An 18,024-nucleotide genomic window follows, 5' to 3' on the forward strand; every position below is an offset into this window, starting at 1 on the left:
CTGATGCGCTCTTCCGGGTAGTCGGGGTCAATCGGCACAAATGCCGCGCCCGCTTTTAAGACGCCGAGTACGCCCGCGGCCATTTCCAAGGACGGTTTCGTTAAAATGCCGACACGTTCGTCAGCCGAGACGCCGCAATCCATGAGAATGCGCGCGATCCGGTTCGCCCTTGCGTTCAGCTCGCCGTACGTCCATTTCGCGCCGTTGTATGCCGCGGCCGGCCGGTTCGCGTGGCGGGCGGCCGTTTCTTCAAAGAGACGGTGAACCGTTTTGTCCCGCGGCACAGAGAGTGTTTTTCCTTTCCATGCGTCAAGGAGGGCTTGTTTTTCTGTTTCATTCACCAATGAAAGCTCAGAAAGCTTCGCAGCCGGATTTTCCGTTGCGGCTTTTAACAGTTGAAGCCAATAATGCTTCCACGTCTCTGCCGTTTCCGGTTTAAACAGCGCGGTGTTATATTCAAGCACAAACGTTAAGCCTTCGTCTGTGTCCTCAGCCGTCATCGTCAGGTCAAACTTGGCTGTTTTTCTGTCAAACGGATGGTGCTTCAGCTCAATTCCTTCCATGACCAGATCTTCAGCATTTGCATTTTGCATTGAGAATACCGCATCAAACAGCGGATTTCGGCTCGTATCACGCTGCACCTCAACCTTTTGCAGAAGGTCTTCAAGCGGATAATCCTGCGCGTCAAATGCATGTAAAGCGGTTTGTTTCACTTCTTTAAGGTAGTCCGTGAACGTTTTGTCCGCTTCCGGATACGTACGAAGCGCGAGTGTATTCACAAAAACACCGATGACGTTTGCGAGATCCGCATGTGACCGTCCCGCAACCGGCGAGCCGACAATGATGTCATGCTGTCCGCTCAGTTTTGAGAGAAAGGCGCTGTACGACGCCAGCAGCACCATGTACATGGTAGAATCCGTTTGTTTCGCAAGACTGCGAAGAGCCGACGTCTGTTCCTCAGTCAGAGAAAAGACCAGCTTGTCTCCTTCAAAGGTTTGCACGGCCGGACGGCTGTAATCAGCCGGCAGCGTCAATACCGGAAGCTCGCCGTCAAGCTCCCGAAGCCAATGCTCCTCCTGCTTGCGGTACTGCTCTGATTGAATAAATTTCTGCTGCCATACCGCATAGTCTTTATAATGAATCCGCAGCGGCTCAAGCGTTTCGCCGCCATACAAGCGGGACAGTTCATCTATCAGCACGCCGACTGAAGCGCCGTCCGAAATGATATGGTGCATATCAAACAGCAGCAGGTGGTCATGTTCAGCCAGCTTGACCAGCCCCGTTCTGACGAGAGGAAGCTGATCCAGACGGAACGGCCGGATAAAGCTCTGAATAATCTGTTCAGCATCTTCTTCAGAGGCTTCATAATATTCCATGTCGATATCAGCTTCCGCCCATATACGCTGAACCGTTTCTCCATCCTTTATGTCAAATGTCGTTCTGAAGGCTTCATGGCGTTCTGTCAGCTGTTTCATAACGGATTTCAGCTTTTCTGCATCAAGCTTTCCTTTTAAGCGGAGCACAGACGGCATGTTATAGCTTGTTTCAGCGCCTTCCAGCTGCTGAAGCACGAACATCCGCTTCTGCGGTGAAGAAACCGGATACGTTTCCCGCTCGGCCGCCGGTGCGATGCTCTCAGCCGCCTTCCGTTCAGCCCCTTCAATCAGCTGCGCCAGCCCCGCAGCCGTCGGAGAAGTGAACAGATCCTTTAAGGTAAGCTGCACGCCGAATGTCTTCTGGATAAGGGCCAGCAGTTTCATCCCCGCTAACGAGTGGCCCCCGATCTCAAAGAACTGATCATGGACGCCGACCCGTTCCATTTGCAGCACCTCAGCCCAAATATCCGCCAGTTTTTGTTCTGTTTCATTGCGCGGCGCCGTATATGACACGGCATTCGCTGCGGTCACATCCGGCATCGGCAGCGCCCGTCTGTCGATTTTTCCGTTCCCTGTAAGAGGCAGTTCATCCAATTGAATAAAGACGGACGGAATCATATAAGCCGGAAGATCCTTCGCCGTATGCTCCCTCAGCTCCCGGGAAGAGATTTCCCTGAGGCCGACAAAATACGCGCAAAGAAGTTTGTCACCCGCGCCTTGATCCACAGCGAGCACAATGCATTCCTGAATCTGGTCATGGCTTTGAAGCTGATGCTCAATTTCGCCAAGCTCAATCCGCTGACCGCGGATTTTCACCTGATGGTCGATACGTCCGATAAACTCGATATCGCCATTCGGAAGCCATCTGGCCAAGTCGCCCGTTTTATACATCCGTTCACCTTCCTTAAACGGATGCTTTACAAATTTTTCTTCCGTCAGTTCAGGACGGTTGTAGTAGCCTTCTACGAGACCTTCCCCGCTGACGCACAGCTCTCCCGCGATACCCGCCGGCTGAATGCGTCCGGCTGAGTTCATAATAAAGACTTCCGTATTGCTGACCGGTTTACCGATCGGAACGGAGAGCGTATCCTCTTCAATGACATCCACCGGATGGTATGTCGCAAACACCGTGCTTTCCGACGGACCGTACATATGAAGCAGTCTTCCTTTTCCGACTGCCGCCAGCGCCTTTTTGACATGTTCTACAGACGCTCTTTCGCCCCCGAACATGATTTTCCGAAGCGTCGTCAGACAGGACGGCTCCATATCAACAAGCAGGTGGAACAGGGCCGTCGTAATCATCAGAATGCTGACGTTCTCCCGTTTGATCACACGGGACAGGCGCGACATGTCCAGCACCGTATCTTTCGGGACGATCACAAGCTTTGCACCGTTTAACAGCGAACCGAACATATCAAACATAAAAGCGTCAAAGACGTAGTTTGACAGACCGAGCACTGTATCCTCTTCAGAAACGGTCAAATAGTTCGTGTTTTTTACCGTCCGCAAAATGTTGGCATGTGTGACGATGTTTCCTTTCGGCGTTCCCGTCGTGCCTGATGTATAAGTGAGATTGGCAATCGTTTTGGAATCAAACGGCAATGCTGGATTGCGAGAGTCCTTTTCATAGCTCGCCTCATCATCAGCAAGCACAATGACGCCTTGAAAACCGGCCTTTTCCGCAAGCGGCTTGAGGCTTTGCTGAGTCAGGAGCACATTCGCCCCGCTGTCGCGGAAGAAATGCTGAATCCGCTGAACCGGATGCTCAGGATCAATCGGCACATAGGCGGACCCCGCTTTTAACACAGCCATAATGGAAACAATCATGTCCATTGACCGTTCACATAAAACAGCCGCGGTTTTCCCGCCGCCTCCGACCGAAAGAATATGCCGCGCAAGCCTGTTGGCGCGTTCATTCAGCTGCTGATACGACAGAGTTTCCCCTTCGAACTGAAGAGCCGTCCGGTCAGGGTTCTTTCGGGCCTGTTCTTCAAAGATCTGCACGATCGTTTGCTCTTTCGGGTATGCCGTGCGCTCCGGATTGAACCGCTGTAATTGGTTCAAAGCCTCCCGTTCAGAAAGCAGATCATATTCGCTGATTTTCGCATCCGGCTGAGCTGCCGCACTCTCCAGCAGACGGACATAGTGCGCAAGCATGCGATCCGCAGTTGAGCGCTTAAACAGCTTCGTGCAATAATCCAAATCGAGCGCAATGCCTTCCGCTGTTTCCCGGGCCTGCATTGTCAGATCGAATTTAGCGATATTGAAGTTGGTTTCATGAAGAGACAGCGTCAGGTTGCCGATCTCCGGAATTCCGTCCGAAGCATTTTGCAGACTGAACATCGTGTCAAATATCGGATGCCTGCTCATGTCCCGGGGCACGTTCAGCTCCTCGGTCAGCCACTCAAACGGATAATCCTGATGGAAAAACGCGTCCAGCACCTGCTTGCGCACATGACCTAACAAGCCGGCAAATGTCTGATCCTGCTTCACGGAGCTTCGCAGCGCAAGCGTGTTGACAAACATCCCGATAAGCCCCTCGGTATCAGAGTGATTTCTTCCCGCTGACGGTGTTCCCACGATGATGTCTTCCTGTCCCGAATACTTAGAAAGCAGCGTATAGTATGCCGATAACAGCACCATGTAAAGAGTGGCTCCGTTTTTCTCGGCAAGCTTCTGCAGCCGTTCCCGCAGCATTTTCGGCAGCTTGACGGACACGCGGTCACCTTCAAAGCTTTGCACCTGCGGCCGCGGATAATCAGGGAGCAGCTGAAGCACCGGCAGTTCGCCGCTGAAGACTTCTTTCCAGTACGCCCGCTCCTTCTTGTAGCCTTCTTTCGCCCGTTCCGCCTGCCATACGGCATAATCTTTATATTGAATGCGCAAATCAGGCAGCTGATTTCCGCCGTAGATGTCAGCCAGTTCCTTCAGCATGATGGAAATAGACACCCCGTCAGAAATCAGGTGATGCATATCAAACAGCAGCATATGGCGATTGTGACCGAGCGTTTGCAGGCCGATTCTGAACAGCGGCGCCTCAGATAAATCAAAACGGCGCACAAAGTCCTTCATGACCTGTTCATTCGTTCTTCCGCGCGCTTCGATCATTTCAATATGAAACGGAACATGTTCGTGAATCACCTGTCTCGGCGTGCCGTCCTCTGATTGAAACGATGTTCTGAGCGCTTCATGCCTGCTGATTAAGGCAGAAAATGCACGCTCAAGCTTTTCACGGTCTAAAGCGCCCTCAATCATGGCCGCAGCCGGCATGTTATATCCGACTCCCGCGTCTTCAAATTGGCTCGCGATATAAGTCCGCTGCTGAGCGAGCGAAAGCGGATAGCTCGCCTGCTTCTCAGCCGGCTCAATCGCACTGAATGCCTGTCCTTCGTTTCGGTTTTCCGCATAATCGGCAAGCGCCGCAATCGTCGGATGCTCAAACAAGTATTGCAGCGGAATTTCAACGCCCATTTGCTTATGAATTTTCGTCAGAAGCGTCATCGCCTTTAATGAATGACCGCCTGACTCGAAGAAATGATCATAAATGCCCGCCTTATCCATTCCGAGGACTTCCTGCCAGATGACGGTGAGCGTTTCCTCCGTTTCATTTCTCGGCGCGGCATATTCGGATGAGCTGACAGCCTGCACATCAAGCGCAAACAGCTTTTTGCGGTCCGCCTTACCGCTCGGCGTGAGCGGAATTTCGTCCGTTTTTGTAAAGTAAGCGGGCACCATGTAATCTGGAAGGTGCTTGGACACATACTCCCTGTACTCGGCAGGGTGAAACTCGGTTCCTTTTTCCTGAACGATATATGCGCAAACATCTAAGCTGCCCTGCTGATCCGGCCGTGCCAGCACGACGGCCTGCGCCGCGCCCGGAGCTTTTCTGAGCACCGTTTCAATTTCTCCCAGCTCAATACGGTAGCCGCGGACTTTCACCTGATCATCTTCACGGCCGATATATTCGATCGTCCCGTCCGGCAGCCAGCGCGCCATATCACCCGTGCGGTACATGCGGCCGCTTCCGTTAAACGGATCTTGCAAAAACTTCTCTGCGGTCAAATCCGGAAGATTTAAATAGCCGCGGCCTACACCGTCACCCGCGATATACAGCTCACCGGCCGTGCCGTCGGGCTGAAGCCGCTGGTGCTTATCCAATATATACAAACGGGCGTTGCCGAGCGGTTTTCCGATCGGAACGTACGCCGCCTGTTGATTCATTCCGTTATCGGCTGACACCTGATGCACGGATGCATCTACGCACGTTTCTGTCGGCCCGTACACATTCGTCAGACGCGGCGCCCTGCCCGATTGATGAAAGAGCGTCATCAGCTGTTCAGCAACAGCGGCGGACAGGCCCTCTCCCCCAATGAGCATGTGGCGCAATTCAATTCCGCTGACATCTCCCGCCGCAACCATCATCTGCAGATGCGCAGGGGTTCCGTCAGTGGCTTCAATCCGGTTTTGACGATAATAGTCCAGCAGTGCCGAGCCATTCGTTACAGTCGTTTTCGGCACGATATAAAGCGTCTGTCCCAAAAGAAGCGAGGCAAAAATCTGTTTGACGGACGCATCAAAATGAAACGGAGCCAAAAGCGCCATTCTTAATGTCTGCTCACCGCATTGATAAATCTCCTGCTGCAGTGATTGCACCAGATGATGAACTTGCCGGTGCTCAATCATCACGCCTTTCGGCCGCCCGGTTGTACCTGACGTGTAGATGATGTAAGCCAGCCGGTCTGATTGTGTGCTGACACCGTCCGCAGCCGTTTCAAACTGAACAGCCTCGTCAAAATCAATCGGTTCGGCATCCGATACAGGCGCCTGTATTCCGGCCTCCGTCAAAACAGCCTTCGCTCCGCTGTCCTCCAAAATGTACTGAATCCGATCCGCCGGAAAATCAGGATCTATCGGCACATAGGCGCCGCCCGCTTTCAAAATTCCCAATATTGCCGCAATGACACGCTCAGAACGGCCAAGCAGCACCGCGACAGGAGTATCGGCTGATATCCCGGCTTTAAGAAGGCGTCCGGCAATTCGGCCTGACTGTTCATGCAATGTGCGATAGGACAATGTTCGGCCTTCATACACCACCGCCGGTTTGTCAGACAGTGACTTCACTTTCTCTTCAAACAGCCCCGGTATCGTCATCTCCCCGCGGTAATTCACCGGATTGCCGGAGGCCCGTGTCAGCAGCCGCTCTTTCTCGGATTCAGAAAGAAGAGTAAGCTCATCAATTATGCGATCAGGAGATGAAATCGCATCTTCAATCAGCGTGATCAAACGTTCAGAAACAGATACAATCTCCTCTCCCTTGAATATGTCGCTGCGATAGTCAAAATCAATCGTCAATTTCCCAGTGTCCCATCGTTCCTTCACATGAATCGAAATATCATTTGTACCGCTTCCGCTGAAAATAGGGTCTGTCAGGAAGGACAGATTCTCTTTTTTCTGCCACTGCATCACCTGGTACTCCAGAGCTACCGTAAACAATCTGCTCAGCGAACTTTTCGAAGCGCGCAAATCATTGACAAGCAGGTTATACGGATATTTTTGGTGGCGGAGAATTTTCATCAGATCCTTCATCCGGCCTTTAACGAATTCCAAGAACGACTGTCCTCCGTCAACGCTTGTCCGCACAGGCACCGTAGATACGAACATCCCGAGCATCTGCTTTTCTTTCGCATTCGTCCGGTTTCCCATAAACGTACCTGTGACAACGTCATCCCGGCCGGTCACTTTGTAGAGATAAGTGATCAGAGCTGATTGGAACAGAGATAGTACGCTGACTTTATGCTCCTCGCAGAATGAATGAATGCGGCCATATAAGTCGTGAGGAATTTCTTGAGAAAACCGTTTCGCATCAAGACCCGCATCTGCCTGGCTCCGTTTCAGGGACACAAGCTCCGGCACGGTCTCAAACTGCCCGTTCCAAAAATCCCGATCCTTTTTAAACCGCTTCGACTGCACATATTCCTGCTCAGTCAGCACATGCTCGATAAAGGAAGGAATCTCCGTCTGTTCCTCACTTGATCCGCCCGAAAGCTCCAAATAAATATCAGTAATCGCATTGCCCAGAATCGTCATGGAAATCCCGTCTGAAATAACGTGATGCACATTAACGTAGAACCAGACCTCATTTTCGCTGATGGTATACACGGAAAAACGGAATAAATCCTGATCATATAATGCCAGAGGCTTGCTTGCCTCGTCACGTCCCCATTTTGACAGCTCTTCCGCAGAGCAGCCGGCTTGCCTGATGTCTGTATGTTCGATAGTCAGCGGACGGTATTCGCTCACATATTGAACGGGCTCCCCCTCATCATCAAGCCGCAGACGGATTCTCATCGACTCATACCGCCGGACGAATTCCTGTATCGCTTTCTCAACGTAATGAGCCTGTACGCCGTCATCAGAAATGAGTTTCCCGAACCCGGCAAGATTTGAAATACTTGTGTTCGGATAGAATTTTTCTGTATACCAGATACGTTTTTGAGCATTTGTTAAAGGATAAAAAGTTATTTCCATATGTGTGCGCCTCCCCTTTTTAAGATAAAATTGTCAATTCTCCCTTAGAAACAGCCTCCCTCAATGTCCCTAACTCATTATCAAGCCAAAAGAACCACTTACCTCCAAAACGATCCCGATTCAATCACCGCCGAAATCCGCAATCCACTCACCCGCACAGTCCGAAATGCGGCTCAAATTTATGAGAAATCAAGACAAGAATCCAATGTTTGTAAGCAACAGGGTTTACCTATTTCTTCATGAATTACTATATATCTACTTACGTTCACTTTATATGAAATTATTGTTTTTATCACCGAAAAATGGGTGAAAAGTTTCATTCGGCACACCGAAAAAAATTCCGACAATTCCAGAGGGTATTTTGCGGCATCCCGCAATTTATTTTTAAAAATATTATTTATGTAAAATTAAAAATCTTTAAACTATAGTATAAATCTTTCGAATATCCAGTTATGGCAGAATGAAAATAGTTTTCATATATTAGCTGATGGGGAAAAAACAGCGCAAGAACCGAAACAGGAGATTTAATCGTTCGCAATATGATTTCATTAAACCGCAAAAAAAGCACTCTATTTTACATAGAGCGCTTCAAAAAGATTCCTTTATTGCAGTTTTATCAATGTTGATTAATTCCATATATTCTTTTCCCCACTTATACATGGCATCCAAAATCGGCATAAGGGTCTCTCCTTGCTCCGTTAATGAGTACTCCACTTTCGGAGGGACGACAGGGTAAACTTCCCTGTGAACGATCAGATCCTGCTCCAGCTCCCTGAGCTGATTCACAAGAATTTTGTGCGTAATATCCGGAATTAAAGCTTTCAGCTCATTAAAACGCTTTGTCCCTTCTTTTCCCAGGTGCCACATAATCAGCATTTTCCACTTCCCGCCTATCACGGCAAGCGTCAATTCCTTTTCGCAATTAAACGTTTTCTTATCCATTCGGCTCACGGGCCATTCTCCTTCCTCTTACTTTTTGTACGTTCGTCATCTATTCATACACGCTTACTTTTTTACACAACTTTCATCAGTTTATACTACCACGCAGTTTTGCTGAAACAAAGCGCATTGCCTGCGGGGACAGTATCCTCAAAGTAACTATTAGACTTCAAAGTGCGTACTTCTCAACATGCGGGGCACTCTATAGAATGTAAATACACAAAAAAGAGGAGTGGATATAAAGTGGAATTACAGCTGGCATTAGACTTAGTGAATATCCCGGAAGCAATTGAACTTGTGAAAGAGGTCGAACAATATATAGATGTTGTAGAAATCGGCACTCCCGTTGTCATTAATGAAGGCCTGAAAGCCGTACAGGAAATGAAATCAGCCTTTCCTCACTTGAAAGTGCTTGCCGATCTTAAAATCATGGATGCAGGCGGCTACGAGATCATGAAAGCGGCAGAAGCGGGCGCCGACATCATCACCGTTTTAGGAGCGACAGACGACTCAACGATCAAAGGGGCGGTTGCCGAAGCAAAAAAACAGCAGAAAAAAATTCTCGTCGACATGATTAACGTAAAAAACCTTGAAACACGTGCAAAAGAAATTGACCAACTCGGTGTTGATTATATTTGTGTTCACACAGGTTATGATCTTCAAGCAGAAGGAAAGAATTCATTCGAGGAACTGACGGCGATTAAAAAAGCGGTCAAGAGCGCTAAAACCGCAATTGCCGGGGGCATTAAACTTGATACGCTTCCTGAAGCCATCAAACAAAACCCAGATTTAATCATTGTCGGCGGAGGCATTACGGGAGCTGACAATAAAGCGGATGCTGCTGCTAAAATGAAACAGCTGATTTCACAAGGATCATGAAAACGACTGAATACTTACATGAAATACTCAATGAAATATCCCGCACCGCAGCATTAATAGCCGACAGTGAAGCTGACAAGCTTGCGGATCAGATTTTATCAGCAGATCAAATCTTCACGTCCGGAGCGGGGCGTTCCGGCTTTATGGCTAAAGCGTTCGCCATGAGGATGATGCACATCGGCCTGAACGCTTACATCGTCGGGGAGACGCTTACCCCTCCCCTCCAAGAAGGCGGTCTCGTCATCATCGGCTCAGGCTCAGGCGAAACAAAAAGTCTGCTTCATACGGCTGAAAAAGCCAAAAGCCTTAACGGCATCATCACTGCATTAACGATTAACCCCGATTCAAGTCTCGGCAAACTTGCGGATCTTACGATAACGATTCCCGGCTCTCCTAAGGAAGAGACCGGCGGAGACAGAAAGACGATTCAGCCGATGGGTTCTTTATTCGAACAAACTCTTTTGCTGTTTTACGATGCGGTTATTCTAAAAATCATGGAGAAAAAAGAATTGAATTCAGCAGACATGTTTACAAAGCATGCGAATCTGGAATGATTTGCTGACGGCCTTCTTATCAGATGGCCGTCTTTTTATCGTCTTGTTGCGCACGGTCATGCAAGCCAAGGTTTTCGGGTCGGACACTCGCAGACGAAGATATCCTGCCGGTGAGCTTATCGCTATAATAAGTCAATTGACGATACGGCCGCAACCGTTCATTTCTGAATAGAGAAACGGCAAAAAACACTTTCTGATCGGATATTTAATGAATAAAATTGATTTGTGCGGATGGTTTTACAGATATTCAGCTGAATTGCGGCTGAGAAATATATTTTAACAGCTTTACAGCCGGCTGATTCTGCTTTATTCTTGGACCAGCTTTACAGCAATTTAAAACTGGAGGTGATTGATACTCTTGAAAACATTAAAAGCACTGCTGCTTGTTCTTATCATCATTGCCGGAGCAGTCGCGGCCCTGATCAAGGGTGATCTTTTCTCAGATAACGAGCAGACCGTTCAGAAGAGTGATTACGATAAAGTAATCCTATTTCCGTCCGATCGATATCCGGAAACAGCAAAGCATATTAAGGACGCGATAAAAGAAGGGCATTCCAGCATATGCACCATTGACAGAGACGGAGTACATAAGCGGCGTGAGCAATCTCTTAAACATGTGCCTGTCAAAACGGGATACGATAGGGATGAATGGCCGATGGCGGTTTGTCAACAGGGCGGAAACAATGCCTCCGTAGAATATATTTCTCCGGCAGACAACCGCGGAGCCGGCTCTTGGGTCGGACACCAGCTTACCAATGATCCCGACGGAACGAGAGTATTATTTAAAATCAAGTAAAAAAACAGGAGGAACAGCGCATTGAATAAATCATGGAAACCGCAAGAACTGGCCATTTCTTATCATCAATTTACAATCTTCCAAAAAGATTCAGAACCGCCTGTTATCGATTGGACCGATGAAGCCATTGAAAAAGGATATGCGGAAGCTGACGGAGCTGTTTCATTTGAAGCAAGGAGAAATACGAGGGCATTTATCGTCCTCAGGCTTAACACAAGTGAACCGGTACTATCCTATGAGAAAAAAGCGACTGTTCCCTTTGAGGCTGTAAAAGATGGAATTGAGATTGAAAGCGTGATGTCAAAGCGGCTTTTCTTTAATATTCCGAAAGGCCGATACAGCCTTACCTGTTATTCAGTGCCTGCCGAAATATCCGATCTTCATGCAGATACGTATATTATTGATGCAGACGCAATGTAAAAGAAAGCCCTGAGAGAATCATATTTCTCTCAGGGAACTTTCCTATAAACTTTTACCGTTTGTTTCAATTACATTCTGGTACCAATAAAAACTTTTTTCCTGATCCGTTTCAAATCCTTTTCATCTTCTTTATCTCGATTGATTATACACAAAACCGTAGCGTTTTTGATAGCCGTTCAGCCAGCTTAACAGATCCGTGAATGACCAGCTGCAGCAGCCGATGAGATGAACTCCGTCACTAATAGCCACTCTGCACTGTTCACCCATACTGAAGGTCCTTTACCGTCTTATTCCAAGCTCCTTCAACCTGATAGGCAGACGAAGCTGCCCCCCCATAGAAATGTATCAGGGAACAGACCCTGTTTTTTATGTACCATGTGTTTCATCCTCCTGATGCGTATGATATTGATATCACACGTTATGAAACTCATTTCAGAGCAATCCCGATAAAAAAGCATCCGGCTTGCCGGATGCTTAAGAATGATGATGCCGCTTTTCCAATTTATGAGGCGGAGGCTTCGGGACAAAGCCATTTTGTTTCATCATATTAAAGCGCCTGTCCATATGCTGTTTAATATGTTCTGCTTTTTCTTTCGGCAGGACCCCGTACTCAACATATTTGGATATGACATGTTTGCGTTTTTCGAGCACTTCTTTTTCAAGTGATTCAATTTCTTTTTTCTGCTGTTCCGTGAGTGACATTGTTGAAGGCATTTTTGTTTCGGCGTGTGCCGGCATTGTGAAAACCATTGCTGTAATGAAAAACGCAGCTAAAGACAATGCAGCTTTTTTCATGACTCTCTCCTCCTTTAACGTTTGTTATATGTTGCTCCCTCATCCACTTTTTATGCAAAAAAAAGAGCGAAGTTATTCGCTCTTTTCAATCGATTCGTCCGGCAGCGCGTATGTGACATACGTTCCCGCTACAAAATCGTGGATTGACCGTTTGTCTTCTCTCATTCCGACCATGAATGCGCTCACGATCACACCGATTCCAAACGTCACGCCATATATCAGGCCGCCCACAAGCACTCTCAAAATCATAGTGAGAAAGCCTACCTGAGTTCCGTCTTTTTTGACGATGCGGATACCGCAGATCTTTTTGCCGATAACATAACCGTTCCAGTATACAGGGAGCAAAATACCATAAAGAGTCAAAATGATGCTGATCATTGCGCTCTCATTCGGATCTTTTCCTGTTGCCAGCATAAAAATAATCGCCAAAGGCACTGAAGTAATTAAATAGTCGAGTACAACGGCTCCCAATCTGATCCAAAATCCCGCCGGTCTGTAAATATTCATCATGTTTCCCCTCGCTATGGCTTCAAAATCACTTTAATGTTGCCATCTTCTTTTTTGTCAAATATATCATATGCAGCAGGAGCTTCCGCAAGACTCATTTTGTGTGTAATGATATCCGTCGGATCAATTTCATTTTGTTCAATCATTTGATACAGCATCGGCATCAGATGAATAACGGGTGCCTGGCCCATTTTTAAAGAAACGTTGCGTGTGAAAAAATCGCCGAGCGGAAAGCCGTCCGCTTCAGAAATGTATGCGCCCGTGAGCTGCACGGTTCCGAACTTCTTAACGGCTTCTGATGCTGTAAGAATCGGGCTGATCGTTCCGAACTGATTCGGTTTTTGCTCTGCTTTTTCTTTTGAAAGCGGCGTGCCGTCCATTCCGACACAATCAATCACTACATCCGCGCCCCCTGACGTTTGTTCGTGCAGCAGTTTCCCGATCTCATCATGTTCTGAAAAATTGAAGGTCTCTGCTCCGTTTATGCGTCTCGCATGTTCAAGGCGGTGCGGGACTTGATCAACTGCGATAACCCGTTTAGCTCCTTTTTTCCACGCGAATTTTTGCGCCATTAAGCCGATCGGACCTGATCCTAGAATAACGACTGTATCTCCTTTCTTCACTCCGCTGTGCTGAACGCTCCAAAAGGCGGTCGGCATGACATCTGACAGAAGCAGCACCTGCTCATCTTCAAGCTCACTGTCTGCCGGAACCAGAAAAGAAGAGAAATCAGCGTAAGGAACACGTAAATATTCAGCCTGTCCGCCGGGATAATTTCCGTTAAACTCCGAAAAACCGAATAAACCGCCGGCATCTGTATGAGGATTTGGATTTGATTCATCACACTGGCTTTCCATCTGGTGCTTGCAATAATGACATTCTCCGCAGCCGATGTTAAAAGGAATCACGACCCGGTCGCCTTTTTTCAGCTTTTTGACTTGACTGCCCGTTTCTTCAACGATTCCCATCGGCTCATGCCCGACAATATAACCCGGATCGGCGGGTATTCCGTTTTTATATAAATGAAGGTCTGAACCGCATATCCCGGTTGCGGTAATTCGAACGATGACATCTCTCTCATCTTGAGTGGCGGGTGCCGGGACTTCTTTCACTTCCATATGTTCTTTTCCTTGGTATGTCAATGCTTTCACACTTGGTCAGCTCCTTTTTCATCACTCCTTCCCTTTTCACCTGCTTCTAAACTTGGCCGGTATGCTATTCAGCCCGCTGAATATCCCATTGAAAAGGATCTTCAAGCTGCGACCAGTCGGAATCGAACTCAGACGGCGTGAGCAGGCACTGATCCAATTCCTTTGTAATGGCGGCTTCATCTAAATCTGTTCCGATAAACACCAGGTTCGTATGACGATCTCCGAATTGGTCGTCCCAATCTTCCAGAATCTCCGGTTCCTGCTGTTTGATCTGCTCCTGCTCAAGTTTCGGCATTGCCGCCACCCAATAAGAAACAGGCTCAATCGAAACCGCCGGACCCGCCTGAGACATCAGCAGCGCAAGGCTGTTGCGGGTTGCGCACCAAACAATTCCTTTTGCGCGCACAATGTTGTCAGGCATTGATTGATGCAGCCAGCTGTCAAAACGAACGGTATGAAACGGCAGACGCCGCGAGTACACAAACGAAGTGATGCCGTACTCTTCCGTTTCCGGAGTGTGCGCTTCATGACCTGCCGTCAGTTCCTTTATCCACCCTGCTGATGAACTCGCTTCCTCAAACTCAAATAAACCGGTATTCAATATGCATTCGGCGGGCACTTCTCCGCGGACGGACCGGATCAGTCTGGCACGGGGCTGTAATGCGCAAAGAACCGTTTCCAGCTGTTCAAGCTCTTTTTCGCCCACCATGTCGCATTTATTTAAAATGAGCACATCACAAAACTCGATTTGGTCAATTAATAAGTCGGCAATCACCCGTTCATCCTCTTCTCCCGCCGCTTCCTTCCGGTCAAGAAGGGTGTCACCGGACTGGAAATCATGCCAGAAGCGGTTTGCATCCACCACGGTCACAATTGTGTCCAGCCTGCAGAATGTTGTCAGATCAATGCCCATTTCTTCATCTATATAAGAGAATGTCTGGGCAACGGGAATCGGTTCGCTGATCCCTGTTGATTCAATGACAATATAATCAAACCTGCCGTCTTTCGCGAGTTTCTCAACTTCGACTAATAAATCTTCACGCAGCGTGCAGCAGATACAGCCGTTGGATAATTCCACGAGTTTCTCATCCGTCCTTGACAAACCGCCTCCCTGCTTTACCAAGCCCGCGTCTATATTTACTTCGCTCATGTCATTGACGATGACGGCAATTTTTAAACCGTTGCGGTTTTGTAGAATATGATTCAAAACGGTCGTCTTTCCGGCACCAAGATAGCCGCTCAATACTGTAACCGGAATTTTTTTCATATCAATAGCCTCCTGACAAAATAGAATGATTACGATTTATATCCCGCAACTCCCTTATTATCACGATGTACATGGCTACAAATCGTAATTGTTACTATTTATTTTGATATATTCTCCGTTAAAAATCAAGTAAAAGTCAGACATCATACATTGTTTGTCCCCATCCATTGGTCTGACACGCAAAACGTCAACGATTTAATTGGTGAAGCCTTCGATCCGGACTGTAAAATGCCCGGTTTTAAGATGTGTGCGGTACGAATCAGCCCTATCTAATTTTTCATAAAATTTTTAGATTTTTTCGTATTTTTTGTTACATTTCATAACATGCATCTTAAATATTTGTTTTTGCTGTGCTACGCTGAAAAAAACAAAGATAGGAGCGGATCATCTGATGGGAAAAAAACAGCTAGTCCTTGTTGGAAATGGAATGGCCGGGGTAAGAGCGATTGAAGAAATACTGCGTGTTTCAAAAGATGAATTTGAGATTACAATATTCGGGGCCGAACCTCATCCCAACTATAACCGAATCCTTCTGTCAAAAGTGCTGCAAGGCGATACCGACATTCAAGACATTACGTTAAACGATTGGAACTGGTACAAAGAAAACAACATTCAGCTGTACACCGGTGAAACAGTCATCAAAGTTGACACGGAAAACAAAACCGTCATCACCGATGCAGACAGAATCCAGCCTTACGATGAACTCATCCTGGCGACAGGCTCTGTCCCTTTTATCCTTCCGATTCCGGGCGCAGACAAACAAGGCGTCACGGCATTCCGAGACATAAAAGATACCGACACGATGCTCGCCGCGTCAAAACAATATAAAAAAGCAGCCGTCATCGGCGGAGGACTGCTGGGTTTGGAAGCCGCGCGCGGACTGCTGAATCTCGGCATGGACGTGTCTGTCATCCACCTCGCCCCATTCCTGATGGAGCGCCAGCTTGACGCAGCGGCGGGACGCCTGCTGCAAAACGAGTTAGAAAAACAAGGCATGACCTTTTTCCTTGAAAAACAAACCGAAGAAATTCTCGGTACTGACCGTGTCGAAGGCGTACGCTTCAAAGACGGCACAAGCATCAAAGCTGATCTGGTCGTCATGGCTGTCGGCATCCGCCCGAATACACAGCTTGGCACAGAAAGCGGCATCCCGGTTAACCGCGGAATCATTGTTAACGATTATATGCAGACTGAAATTCCGCACATTTACGCGGTCGGTGAATGTGCCGAGCACCGCGGAATCGCATACGGTCTTGTGGCGCCGCTCTATGAACAGGCAAAAGTGCTGGCCAAGCATATTTGCGGCATTGAAACAAAACCGTACGAAGGCTCCGTTCTCTCCACTCAATTAAAGGTATCAGGCGTCGAGGTCTTCTCTGCCGGCGACTTTGATGAATCAGAGGACAAAAAGGCAATTAAAGTGTTCGATGAACAGGACGGCATTTATAAAAAAATCGTCCTGAGGGGCAATCAAATTGTCGGCGCTGTTTTGTTCGGAGACAGCAGCGAAGGCAACCGCCTGTTTTCTATGATTCAAAAAGAAGCAGATATCTCTGAAACCTCCAAAATATCAATCTTACAGCCTCTTGATCAGGAAGCAGGCGCAAGCATGACCGCGGCGATGAGCGACGATGAAATCATCTGCGGCTGCAACGGCGTTTCAAAAGGCGCGATTATACAAGCCATTCAGGAAAAAGGCTGCACATCAACGGACGAAATCAAAGCATGCACCGGGGCATCCCGTTCCTGCGGAGGCTGTAAACCGCTCGTAGAAGACATTCTTCAATATACACTGGGCTCAGAATTTGACTCATCCGCGCAAAAAGAAGCGATTTGCGGCTGCACCTCACTGTCGAGAGATGAAGTCGTAGAAGAAATCAAAGCCAAAGGGCTCTCACATACAAGAGAAATCATGAACGTGCTCGGCTGGAAAACGCCGGAAGGCTGCTCCAAATGCCGCCCTGCCCTCAACTACTACTTAGGCATGATTAATCCGGCTACATACGAGGATGACAGAACATCCCGTTTTGTGAACGAACGGATGCACGCCAATATTCAAAAGGACGGAACATACTCAGTCGTTCCCCGGATGTACGGGGGCGTAACCAACTCTCAAGATCTCCGCAAGATCGCCGATGTCGTCGACAAATATGAGATCCCGCTCGTTAAAATGACCGGCGGCCAGCGAATTGATCTCATCGGCGTGAAAAAAGAAGATCTGCCGAAAGTATGGGCCGAGCTTGATATGCCGTCAGGCTACGCGTACGGAAAAACACTCCGCACGGTAAAAACGTGCGTAGGCGAACAATTCTGCCGCTTCGGGACGCAAGATTCCATGGCACTGGGTATTGCGCTTGAGAAAAAATTCGAAGGGCTCAATACGCCTCATAAGGTTAAAATGGCCGTGTCCGCCTGCCCGCGGAACTGTGCGGAATCAGGCATTAAGGACCTTGGTGTTGTCGGCATCGACGGAGGCTGGGAGCTTTATGTCGGCGGAAACGGCGGAACCCATTTGCGCGCCGGTGATTTGCTGATGAAAGTAAAAACGAATGAAGAAGTCTTAGAATACGCGGGTGCTTACCTTCAGTACTACAGAGAAACGGCAAACTATCTGGAGCGGACATCCGCATGGCTTGAGCGCGTCGGTTTATCTCATGTCCAATCCGTATTAAACGATCCGGAAAAACGGCAGGAGCTCAACGACAGAATGAATGAGACACTCTCTGTCCACAAAGATCCGTGGCAATACTTCCTTGAAGATAAAAAAGCATCTAAAGATCTATTCGAAAATGTCGTCACGACTTCATAAAAC

The 18,024-nt window shown here is 48.1% G+C and carries 11 protein-coding genes and 2 pseudogenes; 6 read left to right on the forward strand and 7 right to left on the reverse strand.

Features of this window, described 5'->3' with window-relative positions:
• On the reverse strand, window positions 1–7,904 hold a 7,904-nt coding region (srfAA, locus tag OWN49_RS17460; protein ID WP_265958221.1), incomplete at its 3' end, for a surfactin non-ribosomal peptide synthetase SrfAA.
• Window positions 7,905–8,492: 588 nt separating this feature from the next.
• On the reverse strand, window positions 8,493–8,855 hold the full coding sequence (locus tag OWN49_RS17465; RefSeq protein ID WP_016936795.1) for a winged helix-turn-helix transcriptional regulator: 363 nt from the start codon (window positions 8,853–8,855) through the stop codon (window positions 8,493–8,495).
• 231 nt (window positions 8,856–9,086) lie between these two features.
• On the opposite strand from OWN49_RS17465, the gene hxlA reads away from it, so the two are divergent.
• From hxlA to comJ, 4 genes are all read left to right on the forward strand, one after another.
• On the forward strand, window positions 9,087–9,722 hold the full coding sequence (hxlA, locus tag OWN49_RS17470; protein ID WP_014304319.1) for a 3-hexulose-6-phosphate synthase: 636 nt from the start codon (window positions 9,087–9,089) through the stop codon (window positions 9,720–9,722).
• The gene (hxlB, locus tag OWN49_RS17475) at window positions 9,719–10,276 is read left to right on the forward strand and encodes a 6-phospho-3-hexuloisomerase (protein WP_077721772.1); all 558 of its coding nucleotides are present in this window, start codon (window positions 9,719–9,721) and stop codon (window positions 10,274–10,276) included. The genes hxlA and hxlB overlap by 4 nt, the downstream gene beginning before the upstream one ends.
• A gap of 358 nt (window positions 10,277–10,634) precedes the next feature.
• Entirely contained in the window at window positions 10,635–11,072 is a 438-nt protein-coding gene (locus tag OWN49_RS17480) for a NucA/NucB deoxyribonuclease domain-containing protein (RefSeq protein WP_029325718.1), read from the forward strand.
• Window positions 11,073–11,093: 21 nt separating this feature from the next.
• Window positions 11,094–11,492 carry a competence protein ComJ gene (comJ, locus tag OWN49_RS17485; RefSeq protein ID WP_043866822.1) on the forward strand — a complete coding sequence of 133 codons (399 nt, stop codon included), beginning with the start codon at window positions 11,094–11,096 and terminating at the stop codon, window positions 11,490–11,492.
• Window positions 11,493–11,534: 42 nt separating this feature from the next.
• Here comJ and OWN49_RS17490 read toward each other — a convergent pair.
• From OWN49_RS17490 to OWN49_RS17510, 5 genes and pseudogenes are all read right to left on the reverse strand, one after another.
• Window positions 11,535–11,753 (reverse strand): annotated as a pseudogene (locus tag OWN49_RS17490) (family 1 glycosylhydrolase); the annotation flags it as partial.
• 213 nt (window positions 11,754–11,966) lie between these two features.
• Window positions 11,967–12,242 (reverse strand): YckD family protein, encoded by a 276-nt coding sequence (locus tag OWN49_RS17495; RefSeq protein WP_369719109.1) that lies wholly within the window; start codon window positions 12,240–12,242, stop codon window positions 11,967–11,969.
• Window positions 12,243–12,359: 117 nt separating this feature from the next.
• Complete coding sequence (locus tag OWN49_RS17500; RefSeq protein WP_021494203.1) at window positions 12,360–12,794, reverse strand: RDD family protein; 435 nt, start codon at window positions 12,792–12,794, stop codon at window positions 12,360–12,362.
• Window positions 12,795–12,808: 14 nt separating this feature from the next.
• Window positions 12,809–13,945: a zinc-dependent alcohol dehydrogenase gene (locus OWN49_RS17505; RefSeq protein WP_176283108.1), complete on the reverse strand. Its 1,137-nt coding sequence runs from the start codon at window positions 13,943–13,945 to the stop codon at window positions 12,809–12,811.
• A gap of 64 nt (window positions 13,946–14,009) precedes the next feature.
• Entirely contained in the window at window positions 14,010–15,212 is a 1,203-nt protein-coding gene (locus tag OWN49_RS17510) for a GTP-binding protein (RefSeq protein WP_176283107.1), read from the reverse strand.
• A 144-nt stretch (window positions 15,213–15,356) separates the two neighbouring features.
• Between OWN49_RS17510 and OWN49_RS17515 the strand changes: the two are divergent.
• Together OWN49_RS17515 and nasD are read left to right on the forward strand one after the other, a co-directional pair.
• Window positions 15,357–15,485: pseudogene (locus OWN49_RS17515) on the forward strand (hypothetical protein); the annotation flags it as partial.
• Between the two features lie 118 nt (window positions 15,486–15,603).
• Complete coding sequence (gene nasD / locus OWN49_RS17520) at window positions 15,604–18,021, forward strand: NADPH-nitrite reductase (protein ID WP_176283106.1); 2,418 nt, start codon at window positions 15,604–15,606, stop codon at window positions 18,019–18,021.
• Window positions 18,022–18,024: the final 3 nt, after the last annotated feature.

Origin of the sequence: Bacillus sp. NEAU-242-2 (assembly GCF_027853835.1) — a bacterium.
Taxonomy (GTDB): Bacteria; Bacillota; Bacilli; order Bacillales; family Bacillaceae; genus Bacillus; species Bacillus velezensis.

Excerpts from the sequence above, each read along its gene's own strand:
- OWN49_RS17495 (WP_369719109.1), bottom strand. The coding sequence starts at position 12,242 with ATGGTTTTCACAATGCCGGCACACGCCGAAACAAAAATGCCTTCAACA.
- hxlB (WP_077721772.1), top strand. The coding sequence starts at position 9,719 with ATGAAAACGACTGAATACTTACATGAAATACTCAATGAAATATCCCGC.
- OWN49_RS17510 (WP_176283107.1), bottom strand. The coding sequence starts at position 15,212 with ATGAAAAAAATTCCGGTTACAGTATTGAGCGGCTATCTTGGTGCCGGA.
- OWN49_RS17500 (WP_021494203.1), bottom strand. The coding sequence starts at position 12,794 with ATGAATATTTACAGACCGGCGGGATTTTGGATCAGATTGGGAGCCGTT.
- nasD (WP_176283106.1), top strand. The coding sequence starts at position 15,604 with ATGGGAAAAAAACAGCTAGTCCTTGTTGGAAATGGAATGGCCGGGGTA.